Consider the following 19,403-nt stretch of genomic DNA (forward strand, 5'->3'; position numbering starts at 1 on the left):
GTGGGGCAGCCGCCCCGGCGGCGGCATCCCGGACCGGATTGCATAAACGTGCAGCGAAACGTATAGTCATGCCGTCTAGGAGGAGGATTCCATGGCGGTACGTGCGGCAGTGGCCGGAGCGAGTGGATACGCGGGCGGGGAACTGCTGCGTCTGCTCCTGGCGCACCCCGAGATCGAGATCGGTGCCCTGACCGGCAACTCCAACGCGGGGCAGCGCCTCGGCGCGCTCCAGCCGCACCTGCTGCCGCTCGCCGACCGGATACTGCGGGAGACCACGGCCGACGTCCTCGGCGGACACGACGTCGTCTTCCTCGCACTGCCGCACGGGCAGTCCGCCGCCGTCGCCGAGCAGCTCGGCCCGGACGTGCTGGTCGTCGACATGGGCGCCGACTTCCGACTGAAGGACGCGGCCGACTGGGAGACGTTCTACGGCTCCCCGCACGCCGGCACCTGGCCCTACGGCCTCCCCGAACTGCCGGGTGCCCGGGCCGCGCTGGAGGGGTCCAAGCGCGTCGCGGTACCCGGTTGCTACCCGACGGCCGTCTCGCTGGCTCTCTTCCCGGCCTACGCCGCCGGCCTCGCCGAGCCCGAGGCCGTGATCGTCGCCGCCTCCGGCACCTCCGGCGCGGGCAAGGCGCCCAAGCCCCATCTGCTGGGCAGCGAGGTCATGGGCTCGATGTCGCCGTACGGCGTCGGCGGCGGCCACCGGCACACGCCCGAGATGATCCAGAACCTCAGCGCGGCGGCGGGCGAGCGGGTCTCCGTCTCCTTCACGCCCACCCTCGCCCCGATGCCCCGCGGCATCCTCGCCACGTGCAGCGCGAACGCCCGCCCCGGCGTCACGGCGGACTCCGTCCGCGCCGCCTACGACAAGGCCTTCGCCGACGAGCCCTTCGTCCATCTGCTCCCCGAGGGGCAGTGGCCCGCCACGGCGTCCGTCCACGGTTCGAACGCCGTTCAGGTGCAGGTCGCGTACGACGCGGCCGCGAACCGCATCATCGCGATCAGCGCCATCGACAACCTGACCAAGGGCACCGCGGGCGGTGCCGTCCAGAGCATGAACCTCGCCCTCGGTCTCGACGAGACCACCGGGCTTTCCACGATCGGAGTCGCACCTTGAGCGTCACGGCAGCCAAGGGATTCACGGCCGCGGGCATCGCCGCCGGAATCAAGGAGAACGGCAACCCGGACCTGGCCCTCGTGGTCAACAACGGGCCCCGCCGCGCCGCCGCCGGCGTCTTCACCTCCAACCGTGTCAAGGCAGCCCCCGTGCTGTGGTCCGAGCAGGTGCTCAAGGGCGGCCAGGTGTCCGCGGTCGTCCTCAACTCCGGCGGCGCCAACGCCTGTACCGGCCCGAAGGGCTTCCAGGACACCCACGCCACCGCCGAGAAGGCCGCCGAGGTACTGGGGCGCGGTGCCATCGAGGTGGCCGTCTGCTCCACCGGCCTCATCGGCGTCCTGCTGCCGATGGACAAGCTCCTCCCCGGAGTCGAGGCCGCTGCCGCCCAGCTCTCCGAGCACGGCGGCGAGAAGGCCGCCATCGCCATCAAGACCACCGACACCGTCCACAAGACGTCCGTCGTCACCAAGGACGGCTGGACCGTCGGCGGCATGGCCAAGGGCGCGGGCATGCTCGCCCCCGGCCTCGCCACCATGCTCGTCGTCCTCACCACCGACGCCGACCTCGACGACGAGACCCTGGACAAGGCCCTGCGCGCCGCCACCAGGGTCACCTTCGACCGCGTCGACTCCGACGGCTGCATGTCCACCAACGACACCGTGCTGCTGCTCGCCTCCGGTTCCGCCGAGGTCACCCCGGAGTACGAGGAGTTCGCCGAAGCCGTACGGGCCGTCTGCGACGACCTCGGCCAGCAGCTCATCCGGGACGCCGAGGGCGCCAGCAAGGACATCAAGGTCGAGGTGATCAACGCCGCGACCGAGGACGACGCCGTCGAGGTGGGCCGCTCCATCGCCCGCAACAACCTCCTCAAGTGCGCCATCCACGGCGAGGACCCCAACTGGGGCCGCGTGCTCTCCGCGATCGGCACCACCGAGGCCGCCTTCGAGCCCGACCAGCTGAACGTCGCCATCAACGGCGTCTGGGTGTGCAAGAACGGCGGCGTCGGCGAGGACCGCGACAAGGTCGACATGCGCTACCGCGAGGTGCACATCGTCGCCGACCTCGCCGCCGGCGCCGAAACCGCCACCATCTGGACCAACGACCTCACCGCCGACTACGTCCACGAGAACAGCGCCTACTCGTCATGAGCACCACGCGGAAGCACACCGCCCTCCCCAAGGCCCAGATCCTCATCGAGGCGCTGCCCTGGCTCGTCCGGCACAACGGCAAGACCGTCGTCATCAAGTTCGGCGGCAACGCCATGATCGACGAGGAGCTGAAGGCCGCGTTCGCGCAGGACGTCGTGTTCCTGCATCACGCCGGCCTCAAGCCCGTCGTGGTCCACGGCGGCGGCCCGCAGATCAGCGCCGCCCTCGACAAGCACGGCATCGTCAGCGAGTTCAAGGCCGGCCTGCGCGTCACCACCGAGGACGCCATGGACGTCGTACGCATGGTGCTGGCCGGACAGGTGCAGCGCGAGCTGGTCGGGCTCCTCAACCAGCACGGGCCGCTCGCCGTCGGCCTCACCGGCGAGGACGCGCACACCATCACCGCCACCCGGCACCAGCCCGAGATCGACGGCGAGCTGGTCGACATCGGGCGGGTCGGCGAGATCACCGACATCGACACGGGCGCGATCGAGGCGCTGCTGGCCGACGGCCGCATCCCGGTCGTCTCGTCCATCGCCCGCTCCCAGGACGACCACCATGTCTACAACGTCAATGCTGATACGGCGGCTGCGGCACTCGCTGCTGCGCTGGGCGCCGAAACCCTCATGGTCCTCACGGACGTCGAGGGCCTCTACGAGGACTGGCCCCACTCCGACGAGGTGATCAGCCGCCTCACCGCCTCCCAACTGGAGAAGCTGCTACCGGAGTTGAGCTCCGGCATGGTCCCGAAGATGGAGGGCTGCCTGCACGCCGTGCGCGGCGGCGTCCAGACCGCGCGCGTCATCGACGGCCGGGTCCAGCACTCGATCCTGCTGGAGATCTTCACCGACGAAGGCATCGGCACGATGGTCGTGCCGGACGAGCAAGAGGGGGAAGCAGAATGACCGGCACGGCGACCAACGCCGAGCTCACCCAGCGGTGGCAGGGCGCGCTCATGAACAACTACGGCACCCCGCGGATCCCCCTGGTGCGGGGCGAGGGCGCCAAACTGTGGGACGCGGACGGCAAGGAGTACGTCGACTACGTCGGCGGCATCGCCGTCAACGCCCTCGGCCACGCGCACCCCGCGATCGTCGAGGCCGTCAGCCGGCAGATCGCGTCCCTCGGGCATGTCTCCAACCTGTTCATCGCCGAACCGCCGGTCGCGCTCGCCGAGCGGCTCCTGCAGTTGTTCGGCCGGGACGGCAAGGTGTACTTCTGCAACTCGGGCGCCGAGGCGAACGAGGGCGCGTTCAAGATCGGCCGACTGACCGGCCGGACGCACATGGTCGCCACCGACGGCGGCTTCCACGGCCGCACCATGGGCGCCCTCGCGCTCACCGGCCAGCCCGGCAAGCGGGAACCCTTCCTGCCGCTGCCCGGCGACGTCACCCATGTCCCGTACGGCGACGCGCAGGCCCTGGCCGCCGCGGTCACCGAGGAGACGGCCCTCGTGATCATCGAGCCGATCCAGGGCGAGAACGGCGTCATCGTGCCCCCGCCCGGCTATCTCAAGGCGGCCCGGGCCATCACCGCCGCCACCGGTTCGCTGCTCGTCCTGGACGAGGTGCAGACCGGCATCGGCCGGACCGGACACTGGTTCGAGTACCAGGCCCACGAGGGGGTCCTGCCGGACGTCGTCACGCTAGCCAAGGGCCTGGGCGGCGGCCTGCCGCTCGGGGCGACGGTCGCCTTCGGGCGGGCGGCCGAGCTGCTCCGGCCCGGCCACCACGGGACCACCTTCGGTGGCAACCCGGTCGCCTGTGCCGCGGGACTGGCCGTGCTGGACACGATCGCGAACGAGGGGTTGCTGGAGAACGTCAAGCGGCAGAGCGAGACGTTGCGCGACGGGATCGACGCCCTCGGTCACCCGCTGATCGACCATGTCCGGGGCGCGGGCCTGCTCCTGGGTATCGTGCTCACCGAGCCGCTCGCCGCCAAGGTGCAGCAGACGGCTCAGGAAGCCGGATTCCTGGTGAACGCGCCCGCCCCCGACACCCTGCGGCTCATGCCGCCGCTGAACCTCGGTGACGACGAAGTGGAGGCGCTTCTTCAGGCCCTTCCCGGCATCCTGGACGGGGCCGGCGAGGCCGACGGGGATGGATGATCCGGAGAATGAGACGACGATGAGCCAGGCGCAGGACGACGCGCAGGACCAGGCGCACAACGAGGCGAACGGGGCCGCCGGTCCCGCCGTGCCGCAGACCCGCACCGCACGCCACCGCCGGATCGTGGACATTCTCAACCGACAGCCGGTGCGGTCGCAGAGCCAGCTCGCGAAGCTGCTCGCCGACGACGGGCTGAGCGTCACTCAGGCGACGCTCTCCCGGGACCTGGACGAGCTCAACGCGGTGAAGATCCGCAACAACGACGGTGACCTGATCTACGCGGTGCCGAGTGAGGGGGGTTTCCGGACCCCTCGGGCGCCGCTCGGGGAGTCGGCGAAGGAGGAGCGGATGCGGCGGTTGTCGCAGGAACTGCTCATCTCCGCGGAGGCTTCGGCGAATCTCGTGGTCCTGCGGACCCCTCCGGGGGCCGCGCAGTTCCTGGCCTCGGCCATCGACCAGGCCGAGCTGCACGACATTCTGGGGACCATCGCGGGGGACGACACGCTGCTGTTGATCAGCAGGAACCCCACGGGCGGGCAGGCCCTGGCCGATCACCTGTTGCGGCTGGCGCAGAACGGCCACTGAGCGGGGTGGCCGCGGTGCTCGGCCGGCTCAGCCCAGTCGAGAGGCGAGGCCACCTGTGCATCGCACCTCGTCGCCCGCCGTGATCAGCAGCGCCTCCACGTCCGGCAGCGACTCCAGCCAGCGCAGCCCCTGCCGCGACCCCATCGCGAACGCCGCCGTCGCCCAGCAGTCCGCCCAGGTCAGCTGAGGGGCGACCACCGTCACCGCCACCAGGTCCGTCACCGCTGAGCGGCCGGTGCGCGGGTCGACGATGTGGGCGCCGCGTTCCGCCGTACCGGATGTGGCCACCGCCAGCTCGTCCAGGCCGGCGGCGGAGATCACCGCTGCCAGGCCCCCCGGGCGGAGGGGGTCGGCGACGCCCACCCGCCACGGCCGCTGCCCGCCCGGTACGCCCAGGAGCTGGACGTCGCCGCCGCCGTTGACGCTCACGCCGGTCACGCCGGGGACGGCGGCGAGCAGGCGGGCCGCCCGTTCGACCGACCAGCCCTTGACGATGCCGGTCGGATCGACGCGGCCCTCGTACGACGTGCTGAACCAGCCCTCGCTGGTGCGCTCCGCCTCGCCGCCCAGGCCGAGCACCTCGGCGACCTCCGGGTCGCACGCGTCGACGGTCAGCTCACCCCGTGCCAGCCGGGAGATCTGGCTGTCGTCGCGGTACGTGCTGAACACCTCGTCGACGCGGTGCAGTCCGGCGACCGCCTCGTCCAGTGCCGACTGCACGGCGCCGGGATCCCCGCCGCGGACGTCGAAGGAGAAGACCGTCCCCATGGCCTCCTCCGCACGACGTACCGCGGCGGGAGCTTCTGCCGGCTCGGCCACCACGTCAGCCACCGGCCTGGTCCAGGGCCGACTGGAGGGACTCCTTGTAGCCGGCGCTGGTGTACGTCGCCCCGGACACCGCGTCGATGTCGGCACTGCCCGCCGCGACCGCCGCCTGGTTGAGCTTCGGTACGGCGTTGCCGGTGATGTTGGTGCTCTGCCCGCCGCTCGGCGCCTGGACCGCCTCGGCCTCGGTGATCCCGCCGCCGCTGACGGTGATCCGGACCTGGACCGGTCCGTACTGGGTCTGGACGACGCTGCCCGTGACCGTCCTGGCCTGGGCGGCGCCGGAACCCTGCGAGCCGGACCCCTGTGAGCCGGACCCCTGTGAGCCGGACCCCTGTGAGCCGGACCCCTGTGAGGAGCCCGCGCTCGCGTTCGCCTTGTCGATCGCCGACTGGAGGGACTCCTTGTAGCCGGCGCTGGTGTACGTCGCTCCGGACACCGCGTCGATCTCGGCGCTCTGCGCTGCGACCGCCGCCTGGCTGAGCCTGGGCACGGCGTTCGCGGTGACCCGGTCGCTCTGGCCGCCCTTGGGGGCCTGGACGGCCTCCGCCTGGGTGATCTTGCCGCCGGCGACGGTGATCCGGACCTGGACCGGCCCGTACTGGGTCTGGACGGCATCACCGGTGACGGTGGCGGCCCGGGCGGAGCCGGAGCCCTGCGACGAACCGGCGCTCGCCTGCGCTTTGTCCAGGGCCGACTGCAGCGACTGCTTGTAGCCGTTGCTGGTGTACGTCGCTCCGGACACCGCGTCGATGTCCGCGTTCTGCGCGGCGACGGCCGCCTGGTTGAGCTTGGGCACGGCGTTCGCGGTGATCTGGTCGCTCTGGCCGCCCTTGGGGGCCTGGACGGCCTCCGCCTGGGTGATCTTGCCGTTGCTGACGGTCAGCCGTACCTGCACGGCTCCGTACTGGGTCCGCGCCGCGTCACCGGTGAACGTGCCGGTCCCGGCCGCCTGGGCGCCGCCCTGAGGCGCCGCGGCCGCGGGCGGTGCGGCACCACCCGCCGCCTGCGCGGACGCCGGGTCGGTCGCCGGTTTCAGCGACAGCAGCAGCACGATCCCGGACACGGTGGCGGCGCCGGCCAGCACGACACGCCGGATGGGGTGACTCTTCCTCATCGCTCCTACAGCTCCTGAAGTCCGAAGTCTGGTGTGTGACGTCCCGTCGCTCACATCTCGAACGACTCGTGATGGATGCGGCGGGCGGGCACACCCGCGCCGCGCAGGGCCTCGTACACGGACTGCGCGAAGCCGGGCGGCCCGCACATGAACACGTCGTGCTTGTCGATGTCCGGCAGCTTCTGCCGCAGGCGCTCCGCCGAGATGTCGGGCCGCTCGCCGTCCGGGCTGTTGACCGCGTACATCAGCCGGGCGCCGCGCTCGTCGGCGATCGCCGCGAGCTCGTCCCACAGCGCCAGGTCCTGGGTGCTGTTGGCCCGGTAGAGCAGGGTGATGTCGCCGGACGCGCCGGGCAGCGTCTCGAACAGGGCCCGCATCGGCGTGATGCCGACCCCGCCCGCCACCAGCAGCACCTTGCCCCGGCTGCGGCGCTGGGCGGTCAGCGCGCCGTAGGGGCCCTCAGCCCACACCTTGGTGCCGGGCCTCAGGTCGCGCAGCCGGGACGTGTGGTCGCCGATCGCCTTGACCGTGATCCGCAGCATGTCCGGGCGGGGCGCCGCCGACAGCGAGTACGGGTGCGAACTGAACCGCATGCCCGGCGCCTTGAACCGCCACCGGAAGAACTGCCCGGCCTCCGCCCCCATACGGTGCAGCTTGCGCCCGCCGATCAGCACCGACACGATGCCCGGCGTCTCCTCGATCACCGCCTCGACGTACATGCGGTGGCGCAGGTTGAGGCGGATCGGGGTGAGGATCCGGTACCAGAGCACCAGCGCGGTGACCACCCCGTACAGCCCGTACCAGAAGGTCTTCGCGGCCGGCTCGACCGCGAACTCGTTGCCCGTGCTGATCTGGTGCCAGAACGTCAGGTACACCGCCGCGTACGTCAGCAGGTGCACGTGGTACCAGGTGTCGTACGGGATACGGCGGCGGATGCCCCCGATCGAGAGGAGCGCGATGAGGAACAGCAGTCCGGTGCCGATGGCCGCCTTGCCCATGTCCGGCAGCGTGTTGACCGAGTCGATCGTCTGCCGGCCCACGTCGCCGAGCGTCTTGCCGGCCTGGAGCGCGTACGCCCACATGGTGAGGAACACGTGCGCGATGACCAGGCAGATCGTGTAACGGCCGCTCATCGCGTGCCAGCGCGCGACCCGGTCCGAGCCCACCCGCCGTTCCAGCGCGGGCACCCGGGCCATCTGGAGGACCACGAGCGCCATGAGGTACCCGGCGAGCAGACCGGTGATCCGGCCCGCGGCGAGGATCTTGGCGGTGTTGTCCGCCAGGGAGGGCGTGTTGTCCCACCACAGCCACAGCACCGCCGCGGCGCCCGCCCATAGGGCGATCACCAGCGGGACGGCCGGGGAGCGGCGCGGTCGGATGCGGCGCATCGTCTGGCGGCGGGCGGCACGGCCGCCTGCGAGCGTGGTGGTCACGGTTCCTCCGGGGACGGGAGCAAGGGGAGTGCGTGGTCGACGTGGTCCCTTGGCCCAGAGATACGTGCGGGGCGGTCCGTGTGTTCAGTGCGCTCGCTCAGTACCGGGTGATCGCCGTGGGCCCGCTCGCCGTGCCGATCGCGATGTGCGGTTTCCGCCGTGGATCGCCCCACTTGAGGATCCGCTTCATCGCGTCCCGCGGCACCGACACACAACCGGCGGTCGCCCCGCGCCCCTTCACATGGAGGAAGATCCCGGCCCCGCGCCCCCTCACCGGGCGCTCGTGGTTGAAGCCGACGACGAGCGCGTGGGCGTAGAGCGCCCCGTAGGAGATCAGGTGTTCGGACTCGGCGGCCCGGCAGTCGCGGGCCAGGGGCTCGGTCCAGCGGTTGTAGGCGCGGGAGTCGTTGTCCTGGCACCACCAGGAGTCCTTGTGGACGCGGCGGTACTCGTACGTCGTCCCGCGCGGCGCCGCCTCGATGCCGAAGGCGTACGGCAGCCCGTACAGGCCGGTCGGGGTCGTGTGCGTGCTCTGCCTGCGCTCGGCTCCCTCGACGAGCCCCTTCGCCCCGAACCGTGCGGGCGCCGAGCCGGCCTTCACCCACCGCCCGTCCACCCGGTCCCACCAGGTGACCGTCCCCGACGTCGAGGCGGTCCCCGGCGCCACGGCGGTGATCAGCTGGGTCCCGCCCCCGGTGTCGGCCATCCGCGCGGGCAGCGGCTGCGGCGCCGGGCCACCGGGCGCGGCGCCGAGGGTGAGCAGGGACGCGGACGCGAGGGCGGCGACGACACCGGGGCGCATGGCTCAGACGCTGGACGGCGGGAGCGGCAACGGCAGCCCGGGTAGGCCATCCAGGCTGGTCGCGATGTGTTCCTTCTTGGCGAAGTACGCGCTGAGCGAGTCGTCGTCCTCGCGCGCGAACCGCCTGCCGTGCAGGTCGCGGTCCGCGTCGTACGTCATGAGGGGGACCGCGTACCCGCAGGAGTCACGAATGAGTTCGGCCCGCACCACGATGATCGCGCGCAGGCCGTGCAGGGAGGGGTCGATGTCGGGGAAGTGGCCGAGCAGCTCCGCGAACCGTGGGTCGTCGCGGAAGACGGCCTCACCGCGGCCGTGCACGCGGACGATGTTGGGCGGGCCCTGGAAGGCGCACCACATGAGGGTGATCCGGCCGTTCTCGCGCAGGTGCGCGACGGTCTCGGCGGTGGAGCCGGCGAAGTCCAGGTAGGCCAGGGTGAGTTCGTCGAGGATCGCGAAGGAACCCTTGAGGCCCTTGGGGGAGAGGTTGACCGTCCCCTCGCCGGACAGGGGAGCGGTCGCCGTGAAGAAGAGGGGCTGCTCCTCGATGAACGTGCGGAGTCTGCCGTCTATGCGTTCATAAGTTTTTCCCACGTCCACCGAGTATGGACGTGGATCGTTCGCCTGTCTAAGGAATTGCGGAGTTCGTTCGGCGTCGCCATGGCCGCCCCGGCCGGCGTGCCAACGGGGCGGCCATGGCTGCCTGTCACCTCACTTGGTGAGGGTGCAGGCTGCGAACGCCTCCAGCCCCTCGGGCTTGGCGGCCGCGCGGCCGATGGCGGTCTCGATGCGGTTGAGGGCGGCGACGCGCTTGTCCTCCAGGGGGCCGAGGATGGCGTTCTGGACGAAGTTGGGTCCGCCCTGGCCGACGGTGTCGACGAGGCGCTTGTTGGCCTCGTTGATCTGGGTCTGGAGCTGGGCGAGGTTGCGGTCGACCTCGGCCTTGGCGGAGGCCGGGATCGCGGGCAGCCGGCCGGTGACGTCCGGGCAGTTGATCGTGCCGACGGCGTTGGCGTTGCCGCCGTTGCCCGCGTTGCCCGCGTTGCCCGCGTTGCCGGTGTTGCCCGTGTTCCCGGCGTTGCCCGTGTTTCCGCCCCCCTGCTGCTGGGCGGGCGCGCTGGGCGTGGCCTTGGCGCCGCCGCCGGCGTTGGCCCCGGTGGCGTTCAGGGCGCAGGACGCGAGCGCGTCCAGCCCCTGCGGCTTCGCCGCCGTACGTCCGATCGCGGTGGCGATGCGGTTGACGGTCGCCACGCGCTTGTCCTTCAGCGGGCCGAGGATGGCGTTCTGGACGAAGTTGGGTCCGCCCTGGCCGACAGTCTTGACGAGGCGCTGGTTGGCCTCGTTGATCTGCGTGTTCAGCAGCGCGAGGTTGCGGTCGACCTCGGCCTTGGCGGAGGCCGGGATGGCGGGCAGTTTCGACCTGACGTCCGGGCATGTGATGGTGCCGGGGCCGGCCAGGGTGCGGGCGCTGGTCCCGTTGCTCTTGGACGTCTCCCCCGCGAGGGCGAAGCCGGCGATCACCGTGCCGGACAGCGCCACCGCGGCAGCGCCGCCGATGAACGCGACGCGACGCTTGTTGTACTTCGGAAGAGCCCTGGACATGCGGATGCCTCACTCGGGTCAGGTGGTCGTGGTTGGCGAAACGCGGCGCCTGCGTTCGGCGAGAGGTACGGGTAAGCGGTTACTCCCGTTCAAGCGAGAGTGAAAAATCTTCTCGATTGACGAATCATGCACTGCTCTGCATAATCATGCAGGAGAGGCAGGACAGGGCAATGCTGAGGAGGATCCCGTGACGGAGCGCGTCGTACTCGCCTACTCCGGCGGTCTGGACACCTCCGTCGCCATCGGCTGGATCGCCGAGGAGACGGGCGCCGAGGTCATCGCCGTCGCGGTGGACGTCGGCCAGGGTGGCGAGGACCTGGACGTCATCCGCAAGCGTGCCCTCGCCTGCGGCGCGGTGGAGGCCGAAGTGGCCGACGCCAAGGACGAGTTCGCCGACGAGTACTGTCTCCCGGCGATCAAGGCCAACGCCCTCTACATGGACCGCTATCCGCTCGTCTCGGCGCTCTCCCGGCCGACGATCGTCAAGCACCTCGTCGCGGCCGCGCACAAGCACGGCGCCACGACCGTCGCCCACGGCTGCACCGGCAAGGGCAACGACCAGGTCCGCTTCGAGGCCGGCATCGTCGCCCTCGCCCCCGACCTCAGGTGCATCGCCCCGGTCCGCGACTACGCGATGACCCGGGACGCGGCCATCGCGTTCTGCGAGGAGAAGCAGCTCCCGATCGCGACCACCAAGAAGTCCCCGTACTCCATCGACCAGAACGTCTTCGGACGCGCCGTCGAGACGGGCTTCCTGGAGGACATCTGGAACGCGCCGATCGAGGACGTCTACGAGTACACCCAGAACCCGGCCGTCGCCCGGGAGCCCGACGAGGTGGTCATCACCTTCGAGGCGGGCGCCCCGGTCGCGATCGACGGCCGGCCCGTCACCGTCCTCCAGGCGATCCAGCAGCTCAACGAGCGGGCCGGCGCCCAGGGCGTCGGACGGATCGACATGGTCGAGGACCGCCTCGTCGGCATCAAGTCCCGCGAGGTGTACGAGGCGCCGGGCGCGATCGCCCTGATCACCGCCCACCAGGAGCTGGAGAACGTCACCGTCGAGCGCGAACTGGCCCGCTACAAGCGCCAGGTCGAGCAGCGCTGGGGCGAACTCGTCTACGACGGCCAGTGGTTCTCCCCGCTCAAGCGCGCCCTCGACGGCTTCGTCGACGAGGCCAACCAGTACGTCTCCGGCGACATCCGCATGACCCTGCACGGCGGCCGAGCGGTCGTCACCGGCCGGCGCTCGGCGCAGTCGCTGTACGACTTCAACCTCGCGACCTACGACACGGGCGACACCTTCGACCAGTCCGCGGCCAAGGGCTTCATCGACATCTACGGCCTGTCGTCGAAGATCGCGGCGCGGCGCGATCTCGCGGGCGGAGCCTGACGCGGACCTCGGTCTCGCGCGTCCAGGTCACAGGGCCTGCGACGCACTAACCTGACGACCGCCTCCCCGTTCACGCCACGGGGAGGCGGTGCCACATCCGCCACCCTCCCAAGGAGCACAGCAAGTGAGCAGCAACAGCGGTGACGTACGGCTCTGGGGCGGCCGTTTCGCCGACGGTCCCGCCGAGGCCCTGGCCAAGCTGTCCGCGTCCGTCCACTTCGACTGGCGGCTGGCGCCGTACGACATCGCCGGTTCGCGTGCCCACGCGCGCGTGCTGCACAAGGCGGGGCTGCTCACGCAGGACGAGCTGACCCGCATGATCGCGGGTCTGGACCAGCTGGAAGCGGATGTGGCGGCGGGTGACTTCGTCGGCACGATCGCCGACGAGGACGTCCACACGGCGCTGGAGCGCGGCCTGCTGGAGCGCCTCGGCCCCGACCTCGGCGGCAAGCTGCGCGCCGGCCGCTCCCGCAACGACCAGGTCGCGACCCTCTTCCGGATGTACCTGCGCGACCACGCCCGCGTCATCGGCGGCCTGATCGCCGACCTCCAGGACGCGCTGATCGGCCTGGCCGAGGCCCACCCGGACGTGGCGATGCCCGGCCGCACCCACCTCCAGCACGCCCAGCCGGTCCTGTTCGCCCACCACGTCCTGGCGCACGTCCAGTCCCTGTCCCGGGACGCCGAGCGCCTGCGCCAGTGGGACGAACGCACGGCGGTCTCCCCGTACGGCTCGGGCGCCCTGGCGGGCTCCTCCCTCGGCCTGGACCCGGAGGCGGTGGCGAAGGACCTCGGCTTCGAGCACGGGTCCGCCGCCAACTCCATCGACGGCACCGCGTCCCGCGACTTCGTCGCCGAGTTCGCCTTCATCACCGCGATGATCGGCGTGAACCTCTCCCGGATCGCGGAGGAGGTCATCATCTGGAACACGAAGGAGTTCTCCTTCGTCACCCTGCACGACGCGTTCTCCACGGGCTCGTCGATCATGCCGCAGAAGAAGAACCCGGACATCGCGGAGCTGGCGCGCGGCAAGAGCGGCCGCCTGATCGGCAACCTGACCGGTCTGATGGCGACCCTCAAGGCCCTGCCGCTCGCCTACAACCGCGACCTCCAGGAGGACAAGGAGCCGGTCTTCGACTCCATCGACCAGCTGGAGATCCTCCTCCCCGCCTTCACCGGCATGATGGCCACCCTCACGGTCCACCGCGACCGCATGGAGGAACTGGCCCCGGCCGGCTTCTCCCTCGCCACCGACATCGCCGAGTGGCTGGTCAAGCAGGGCGTCCCCTTCCGGGTCGCCCACGAGGTCGCCGGCGAGTGCGTCAAGGTCGCCGAGGCCGAGGGCAAGGAACTGGACGACCTGACGGACGAGCAGTTCGCGAAGATCTCGTCCCACCTGACACCTGAGGTGCGGTCGGTGCTCAATGTGCCGGGCGCTCTCGCTTCCCGCAATGGCCGTGGCGGGACGGCGCCGAGCGCGGTCGCCGTCCAGCTGGCTGAGGTGAAGGCGGACGTGGCGGAGCAGCACGAGTGGGCAACGGCCAAGAGGTAGATGCCCCTAAGGCGGCGCAGCCGCCAAAGGGGCGCGGGGAACCGCGCGACAAGCCACAGACAACCGGTACTCGCCGAACTACGGCAAGTCCCGAGCTCTGAGGCGCTCGGCTCCCCAAGCGGAGCGTCATCGCGGGATACGTTGGTCGCAAGCCCTACCGGAGCCGACCGAACGGAGCCCGCGATGCCCTTCGCCCGACTGGCAACAGCAACCACCCCGACCTGCCACATCGGACTGGGCCTCGCCGCCGTAGGCCGCCCCGGCTACATCAATCTCGGCCGTGAGGAGGACCTTCCGGCCGACCGCGGTGTCACGGCCCTGCGCGACCGCACGCACGAACTCCTGGACGCCGCTTACGCCCAAGGCGTCCGCTACTTCGACGCCGCCCGCTCCTACGGCCGCTCCGAGGAGTTCCTCGCCGCCTGGCTCAAGAAGAACCCCGGCATCGACGACGTGGTCATCGGCAGCAAGTGGGGTTACACCTACACCGCCGGCTGGTCGGCGGACGCCGAGACGCACGAGGTCAAGGACCACAGCCTCGCCACGTACGAGCGTCAGCGCGCCGAGACCGACGACCTGCTCGGCGACCGGCTGGACCTCTACCAGATCCACTCGGTGACCCCGGACAGCCCCGCCCTCACCGACAAGGACCTGCACGCGAGGCTGGCCGAGGCCGCGGCCCAGGGCCTCACCATCGGCTTCTCCACCAGCGGCCCCGCCCAGGCCGACGCGATCCGCGCCGCCCTCGCCGTGACGGTCGACGGCGAGCCCCTCTTCCGTACCGTCCAGTCGACGTACAACGCCCTGGAGACCTCGGCCGGCCCCGCCCTCGCCGAGGCCCACGACGCCGGGCTCACGGTGATCGTCAAGGAGGGCATGGCCAACGGGCGGCTCGCGGCCCCGCACGCGCCGGACGCGCTGAAGGCCGTGGCGGAAGAAACGTCTCTGGGATGCGACGCCGTCGCCCTCGCGCTCATCCTGCGCCGGCCCTGGGCCGGCGTGGTGCTCTCCGGCGCCGCGACGACCGTACAGCTGGCGTCCAACCTGCACGCGGCGGTCGTGGACCTCGACGACGACCACCTGGAGCGGCTCGCCGCGCTGGTGGAGGAGCCGGGCGCGTACTGGGAGCGGCGCGGGCAGCTGCCCTGGCACTGAGACACCACCGGAATCCGCGGCGGGCGCCCTGGGATTCCTGATCAGCTCCTGGTGAGCTTCCCATGCCTTGGCTGAGACATGAATGTCTCACATGGGCTATGGTTGTCTCATGGCTCTCGATCGTGACCATGTACTCCGCAGCGCCGCCGCCCTGCTGACCCGCAAGTCCACCGCGACCATGGACGAGGTCGCCAAGGCGGCCGGGATCAGCCGCGCCACGCTGCACCGGCACTTCGCCGGGCGTGACGCGCTGGTACGAGCGCTGGAGTCGCTCGGCATCGCGGAGTGCGAGGCGGCCCTGGACGCGGCCCGGCTCGACGAGGGTCCGGCGCGTGACGCCGTACGACGCCTCGTCGGCGAGATCGAGCCCGCCGCCGGACTGCTCGCGTTCCTCTACACCGAGAACCAGCTGTTCGAGGGCGGGGAGCAGAACGCGGGCTGGGCCCGGATCGACGAGCGCATCGCGGCGCTGTTCCGGCGCGGTCAGCGCGGCGGCGAGTTCCGTATCGACCTCACCCCTGCCTGGCTCACCGAGGCGCTGTACGGCCTGCTGGCCTCCGGCGCCTGGGCCGTGACGGAAGGGCGGGTCGCCCGCAACGACTTCACCCACATGATCGTCGAGCTGTTGCTCGGCGGCGCACTACGGAGAGAGGAATCATGACCAGCACCCTGCAGCCGGCGTCGACGACCGAGGCGGTGAAGCGCCCCGGACGCTGGCTCGCGCTGTCCGTCCTGGTGCTCGCCGTGCTGCTGGTGGCCGTCGACGCGACCGTCCTCGGTCTCGCGACCCCCTACATCAGCGAGGACCTGAAGCCCTCCGGCACCCAGTTGCTGTGGATCGGCGACGTCTACTCGTTCGTGATCGCCGGTCTGCTGGTGTCGATGGGCAGCCTCGGCGACCGTATCGGCCGCAAGCGGATCCTGCTCGTGGGCGCCACGGCGTTCGGCGCGATATCGGTGCTCAACGCCTATGCGACGACTCCCGAACTGATGATCCTCGCCCGGGCGTTGCTCGGTGTCGCGGGCGCCACCCTGATGCCGGCCACGCTCGCCCTGATCCGCAACCTCTTCCACGACCCGCGCGAACGCAGCCTCGCCGTCGGCATCTGGGGCGCGACCGCCTCCGCCGGTGCGGCCGTCGGGCCCGTCGTCGGCGGTTTCCTGCTCGAACACTTCTGGTGGGGTTCGGTCTTCCTGATCAACCTGCCGGTGATGGCGGTCCTCGTCCTGGTCGGCGTCAAGCTGCTGCCCGAATCGCGAAACCCGGGTTCCGGCCCGTGGGACCTGGTCAGCGTCGCCCTGTCGCTCGTCGGCATGGTCGGCCTGGTGTACGCCGTCAAGGAGGCCGCCACCCACGGCCTCACCTGGGCCACGCTCGCCGTGGGCCTGCTGGGCGCGGCCGCGCTGTACGGCTTCGTACGCCGACAGCTCACGCTGCCCACCCCGCTGCTGGACATGCGGCTGTTCCGCCGCCGTGGCTTCAGCGGCGCGGTGCTGGCCGACCTGCTGACCATCCTCGGCCTGTCCGGCCTGGTGTTCTTCCTCTCCCAGTTCCTGCAACTCGTGCAGGGCAGGGGCCCCTTCGAGGCGGGCCTGGCCGAACTGCCCGCCGCGATCGGCGCGGTGGTCGCCGGCCTGATCGCCGGGCGTGTCGCCCGCCGCTTCTCGGTACGGGCCGTCGTCTCCGGCGGTCTCGCGGCGATCGGCCTCGCCCTGGCCGCGCTCACGGTGATCGACCGCACGACGGGCTACCCCCTGCTCGGGGCCGCCCTCCTGGTGGTCGGCGTCGGCGCGGGCTTCTCCTTCACGGTGACGTCCGACGTGATCCTCTCCAGCGTGCCGAAGGAACAGGCGGGCGCGGCGTCCGCGGTGTCCGAGACGGCGTACGAGTTGGGGGCCGCTCTGGGTATCGCCGTACTCGGCTCGATCGTGACCGGCGTGTACCGGGGCTTCACCGGCCCGGCGGGCACTCCGGCGGAGGCACACGAGTCGCTGGGTGGCGCGGTGGAGGCTGCGGCGGGGTTGCCCGCCCAGACGTCCGAGGCATTGCTGGACGCGGCCCGGCAGTCCTTCGTGGACGGGCTGACCCTCGCCGCGGGCACCGGCGCGGCGGTCCTGCTCGCGGCATCGGTGGCAGCATGGTTCATGCTCCGCGGCCAACGGCTGGACGGCCGGCCTTGAGGGGCGCGGGGAACTGCGCGAGCGGCCCCGACGGCCCTGCGGACGGCGAGCAGCGCGCCGCCCCCCGGGATCCTCTCGGTCCGACCGTCGGGGCTACGCCGCCTCTTTGGCCTTGCTGGCGTACATGTCCACGTACTCCTGCCCGGACAGCCGCATGACCTCCGCCATCACGGAGTCGGTCACCGCACGCAGCACATACCGGTCCCGGTCCATCCCCTCGTAGCGGGAGAACTCCATCGCCTCACCGAACCGCACCGTCACCTTGCGCGGCCGAGGCATCCCCGCCCCACCCGGCTGGATCTTGTCGGTGCCGATCATCGCGAACGGGACGACGGGCGCCCCCGTCATCAGCGTGAGCCGGGCGATACCCGTACGCCCCCGGTACAGCCGCCCGTCGGGCGACCGCGTGCCCTCGGGGTAGATGCCGAAGACCCTGCCCTCCTCCAGCACCCGGCGCCCGGTCATCAGCGCCGCCACGCCGCCCCGGCCGCCGTCGCGGTCGACCGGGATCATGCCGACGCCGGTGAAGAACCAGGCCATCAGGCGGCCCTTGAGGCCCTTGCCGGTGACGTACTCGTCCTTGCCGATGAAGAAGACCTGGCGGTCGCAAACCAGCGGCAGGATCATCGAGTCGATGAACGTCAGATGGTTGCCGGCCAGGATGACCGGACCGTCGCCCGGGATGTGCTCCGCGCCCTCCACCTGTGGGCGGAACATCAGGCGCATGATCGGTCCGAGCACTGCCTTGATGAGCACGAAGCGGGACAACGGGCCCTCCGGTGTCAAGGGATTCTGTATAAGTCTGTGCAGGTGAGGACGATACTCGCGGTTCCGGGGGTCCCGCACATCGGGCAGGCCGACTTCACCGAGGTCTTACGCACTGTTGACGCACGTTTACCTGCGGTGCCGCACCGCGGACGGCGCGTAACGCGCCCGCCATGATGTGACGGACATCGCCCCGGGGGCATACCGGACGACTCCCCCGCATCGCCGCGCCCAATCCGGCGGGTCGTCAGCACCGCGTTCCCGTACGACATCCAGCGTCACCGGCGAGTTTCGCCACACGTCTCCCATCGGTCATGTACACGCACCTACGATCGGCCCGCACTGAATGGGAAAGACGGTCAGGGAGGGCCCTCATGGGAACGCAGGAGAACGAGCAGACGGGCGTGCCCGGACGGCGGATGCTTCTCGGCGCGGCGGTGCTCGGCGCGGGCGGAGCGGTCCTCGGGCTGTCCGGCACGGCGAGAGCGGCCGAGGCCCGGCACGGTGGCGGTGGCGGCGGCCTGAACAGCCTGCCCAAGCCGACGATCATCGGCCACCGCGGCGCCAGCGGCTACCGGCCCGAGCACACGCTCGCCGCCTACCAGCTCGCCCTCGACATGGGCGCCGACATCGTCGAGGCGGGCGACCTGGTCCCCACCAAGGACGGCCACCTCGTCTGCCGGCACGAGCCGGAGATCGGCGGCACGACCGACGTCGCGGACCACCCCGAGTTCGCCGACCGCAAGAAGACCAAGTCCCTCGACGGCGTCGCCACCACCGGCTGGTTCACCGAGGACTTCACGCTCGCCGAGCTGAAGACCCTGCGCGCCACCGAGCGCATCCCGGCCAACCGCCCGCACAACACCCTCTACGACGGCCGCTGGGAGATCCCGACCTTCGAAGAGGTCCTGAAGTGGCAGGACGAGCAGACCCGCAAGCGCGGCAAGCAGGTCTGGATCTACCCCGAGCTCAAGCACCCCACCTACTTCCGCAAGCTGGGCCTCCCCCTGGAGGAGCGGGTCGCCAAGGTGCTGCACAAGCACCGCAAGGACAGGCGGAACTCGCCGGTCATCCTCCAGTCCTTCGAGCCGACCAGCATCCAGCGCCTGAACAAGCTGGTCGACAACCCGCTGGTCGTCCTGCTCTCCTCCGCGAACGACCGCCCCTGGGACTTCGTCGAGACGGGCGACCCGCGCACGGTCGCCGACCTGGTCAAGCCGGCCGGCCTGCGGGAGATCGCCTCCTACGCCCAGGGCATCGGCCCCACCCTGGACCTGATCATCCCGAAGGATGCGAAGGGCAACCTCACCACGCCCACCACGCTGGTGGCCGACGCGCACAAGGTCGGCCTGGTCCTGCACCCCTGGACCCTGCGCAACGAGAACCCCTTCCTCCCCGCGAACTTCCGCAAGGGCACCGAAGCCGACGCCTACGGCGACGTGTTCGGCGCCTACAAGGCGTACTTCGCGACCGGCATCGACGGCGTCTTCACCGACCAGCCCGACACGGGCCTGCTGGCCCGCGAGGACTTCGTCAACGGCTGAGCCCGGCGCCCCGGTTGGGGTGACGGTCGGCTCGTCAGATTCCCGGTTCGGACCGGTCACTCCGGTGTGGAGCGGGCCA

Annotated in this window: 18 protein-coding genes; 11 read left to right on the forward strand and 7 right to left on the reverse strand. The window is 71.0% G+C overall.

What is annotated here, in order from left to right:
• The first annotated feature begins 91 nt into the window (after positions 1–91).
• The 5 genes from argC to ABZ078_RS22240 are packed head-to-tail and all read left to right on the forward strand — an operon-like array spanning position 92 to position 4,961.
• Positions 92–1,120 (forward strand): N-acetyl-gamma-glutamyl-phosphate reductase, encoded by a 1,029-nt coding sequence (gene argC / locus ABZ078_RS22220; RefSeq protein ID WP_356577652.1) that lies wholly within the window; start codon positions 92–94, stop codon positions 1,118–1,120.
• A complete protein-coding gene (gene argJ, locus ABZ078_RS22225) occupies positions 1,117–2,268 on the forward strand; it encodes a bifunctional glutamate N-acetyltransferase/amino-acid acetyltransferase ArgJ (protein ID WP_356577654.1) in 1,152 nt (383 codons plus the stop codon). Before argC ends, argJ begins: the two co-directional genes overlap by 4 nt.
• A complete protein-coding gene (gene argB / locus ABZ078_RS22230; RefSeq protein WP_356577656.1) occupies positions 2,265–3,173 on the forward strand; it encodes an acetylglutamate kinase in 909 nt (302 codons plus the stop codon). Before argJ ends, argB begins: the two co-directional genes overlap by 4 nt.
• Complete coding sequence (locus tag ABZ078_RS22235) at positions 3,170–4,375, forward strand: acetylornithine transaminase (protein WP_356577658.1); 1,206 nt, start codon at positions 3,170–3,172, stop codon at positions 4,373–4,375. Before argB ends, ABZ078_RS22235 begins: the two co-directional genes overlap by 4 nt.
• Positions 4,376–4,394: 19 nt before the next feature.
• The gene (locus ABZ078_RS22240; protein WP_356577660.1) at positions 4,395–4,961 is read left to right on the forward strand and encodes an arginine repressor; all 567 of its coding nucleotides are present in this window, start codon (positions 4,395–4,397) and stop codon (positions 4,959–4,961) included.
• Positions 4,962–4,988: 27 nt separating this feature from the next.
• On the opposite strand, the gene ABZ078_RS22245 is transcribed toward ABZ078_RS22240, so the two are convergent.
• The 6 genes from ABZ078_RS22245 to ABZ078_RS22270 form a co-directional block, all read right to left on the reverse strand.
• The gene (locus ABZ078_RS22245) at positions 4,989–5,792 is read right to left on the reverse strand and encodes an FAD:protein FMN transferase (RefSeq protein ID WP_356577661.1); all 804 of its coding nucleotides are present in this window, start codon (positions 5,790–5,792) and stop codon (positions 4,989–4,991) included.
• Positions 5,785–6,903 (reverse strand): FMN-binding protein, encoded by a 1,119-nt coding sequence (locus ABZ078_RS22250; protein ID WP_356577663.1) that lies wholly within the window; start codon positions 6,901–6,903, stop codon positions 5,785–5,787. Before ABZ078_RS22250 ends, ABZ078_RS22245 begins: the two co-directional genes overlap by 8 nt.
• A gap of 50 nt (positions 6,904–6,953) precedes the next feature.
• Positions 6,954–8,336, reverse strand: coding sequence for a ferredoxin reductase family protein (locus ABZ078_RS22255; protein WP_356577665.1), 1,383 nt, complete (start codon positions 8,334–8,336; stop codon positions 6,954–6,956).
• Positions 8,337–8,433: 97 nt separating this feature from the next.
• Complete coding sequence (locus tag ABZ078_RS22260; RefSeq protein WP_356577667.1) at positions 8,434–9,138, reverse strand: L,D-transpeptidase family protein; 705 nt, start codon at positions 9,136–9,138, stop codon at positions 8,434–8,436.
• Between the two features lie 3 nt (positions 9,139–9,141).
• Positions 9,142–9,729 (reverse strand): pyridoxamine 5'-phosphate oxidase family protein, encoded by a 588-nt coding sequence (locus ABZ078_RS22265; RefSeq protein ID WP_356577669.1) that lies wholly within the window; start codon positions 9,727–9,729, stop codon positions 9,142–9,144.
• A gap of 117 nt (positions 9,730–9,846) precedes the next feature.
• A complete protein-coding gene (locus ABZ078_RS22270) occupies positions 9,847–10,737 on the reverse strand; it encodes a hypothetical protein (protein WP_356577671.1) in 891 nt (296 codons plus the stop codon).
• A 187-nt stretch (positions 10,738–10,924) separates the two neighbouring features.
• On the opposite strand from ABZ078_RS22270, the gene ABZ078_RS22275 reads away from it, so the two are divergent.
• The 5 genes from ABZ078_RS22275 to ABZ078_RS22295 all read left to right on the forward strand — a co-directional run bounded on the left by ABZ078_RS22275 (position 10,925) and on the right by ABZ078_RS22295 (position 17,015).
• Positions 10,925–12,127: an argininosuccinate synthase gene (locus ABZ078_RS22275; RefSeq protein ID WP_356577672.1), complete on the forward strand. Its 1,203-nt coding sequence runs from the start codon at positions 10,925–10,927 to the stop codon at positions 12,125–12,127.
• 124 nt (positions 12,128–12,251) lie between these two features.
• Complete coding sequence (gene argH / locus ABZ078_RS22280; protein WP_356577674.1) at positions 12,252–13,679, forward strand: argininosuccinate lyase; 1,428 nt, start codon at positions 12,252–12,254, stop codon at positions 13,677–13,679.
• Between the two features lie 183 nt (positions 13,680–13,862).
• On the forward strand, positions 13,863–14,834 hold the full coding sequence (locus ABZ078_RS22285; RefSeq protein WP_356577675.1) for an aldo/keto reductase: 972 nt from the start codon (positions 13,863–13,865) through the stop codon (positions 14,832–14,834).
• 109 nt (positions 14,835–14,943) lie between these two features.
• Positions 14,944–15,495 carry a helix-turn-helix domain-containing protein gene (locus ABZ078_RS22290; protein ID WP_356577677.1) on the forward strand — a complete coding sequence of 184 codons (552 nt, stop codon included), beginning with the start codon at positions 14,944–14,946 and terminating at the stop codon, positions 15,493–15,495.
• On the forward strand, positions 15,492–17,015 hold the full coding sequence (locus tag ABZ078_RS22295) for an MFS transporter (RefSeq protein ID WP_356577679.1): 1,524 nt from the start codon (positions 15,492–15,494) through the stop codon (positions 17,013–17,015). The genes ABZ078_RS22290 and ABZ078_RS22295 overlap by 4 nt, the downstream gene beginning before the upstream one ends.
• Before the next feature lie 93 nt (positions 17,016–17,108).
• On the opposite strand, the gene ABZ078_RS22300 is transcribed toward ABZ078_RS22295, so the two are convergent.
• The gene (locus ABZ078_RS22300) at positions 17,109–17,783 is read right to left on the reverse strand and encodes a lysophospholipid acyltransferase family protein (RefSeq protein ID WP_356577688.1); all 675 of its coding nucleotides are present in this window, start codon (positions 17,781–17,783) and stop codon (positions 17,109–17,111) included.
• Between the two features lie 371 nt (positions 17,784–18,154).
• Between ABZ078_RS22300 and ABZ078_RS22305 the strand changes: the two genes are divergently transcribed.
• Positions 18,155–19,324, forward strand: a complete 1,170-nt coding sequence (locus tag ABZ078_RS22305) for a glycerophosphodiester phosphodiesterase (protein WP_356577681.1) — start codon at positions 18,155–18,157, stop codon at positions 19,322–19,324.
• Positions 19,325–19,403: the final 79 nt, after the last annotated feature.

It is taken from the genome of Streptomyces sp. NPDC006385 (assembly GCF_040612485.1).
In the GTDB taxonomy this organism is placed as follows: domain Bacteria; phylum Actinomycetota; class Actinomycetes; order Streptomycetales; family Streptomycetaceae; genus Streptomyces.

What these genes read in the sequence shown, in the direction of transcription:
- argC (WP_356577652.1), top strand. Translation starts at nt 92, where the DNA reads ATGGCGGTACGTGCGGCAGTGGCCGGAGCGAGTGGATACGCGGGCGGG.
- argB (WP_356577656.1), top strand. Translation starts at nt 2,265, where the DNA reads ATGAGCACCACGCGGAAGCACACCGCCCTCCCCAAGGCCCAGATCCTC.
- ABZ078_RS22235 (WP_356577658.1), top strand. Translation starts at nt 3,170, where the DNA reads ATGACCGGCACGGCGACCAACGCCGAGCTCACCCAGCGGTGGCAGGGC.
- ABZ078_RS22240 (WP_356577660.1), top strand. Translation starts at nt 4,395, where the DNA reads ATGAGCCAGGCGCAGGACGACGCGCAGGACCAGGCGCACAACGAGGCG.
- ABZ078_RS22250 (WP_356577663.1), bottom strand. Translation starts at nt 6,903, where the DNA reads ATGAGGAAGAGTCACCCCATCCGGCGTGTCGTGCTGGCCGGCGCCGCC.
- ABZ078_RS22260 (WP_356577667.1), bottom strand. Translation starts at nt 9,138, where the DNA reads ATGCGCCCCGGTGTCGTCGCCGCCCTCGCGTCCGCGTCCCTGCTCACC.
- ABZ078_RS22270 (WP_356577671.1), bottom strand. Translation starts at nt 10,737, where the DNA reads ATGTCCAGGGCTCTTCCGAAGTACAACAAGCGTCGCGTCGCGTTCATC.
- ABZ078_RS22285 (WP_356577675.1), top strand. Translation starts at nt 13,863, where the DNA reads ATGCCCTTCGCCCGACTGGCAACAGCAACCACCCCGACCTGCCACATC.
- ABZ078_RS22290 (WP_356577677.1), top strand. Translation starts at nt 14,944, where the DNA reads ATGGCTCTCGATCGTGACCATGTACTCCGCAGCGCCGCCGCCCTGCTG.
- ABZ078_RS22295 (WP_356577679.1), top strand. Translation starts at nt 15,492, where the DNA reads ATGACCAGCACCCTGCAGCCGGCGTCGACGACCGAGGCGGTGAAGCGC.
- ABZ078_RS22305 (WP_356577681.1), top strand. Translation starts at nt 18,155, where the DNA reads ATGGGAACGCAGGAGAACGAGCAGACGGGCGTGCCCGGACGGCGGATG.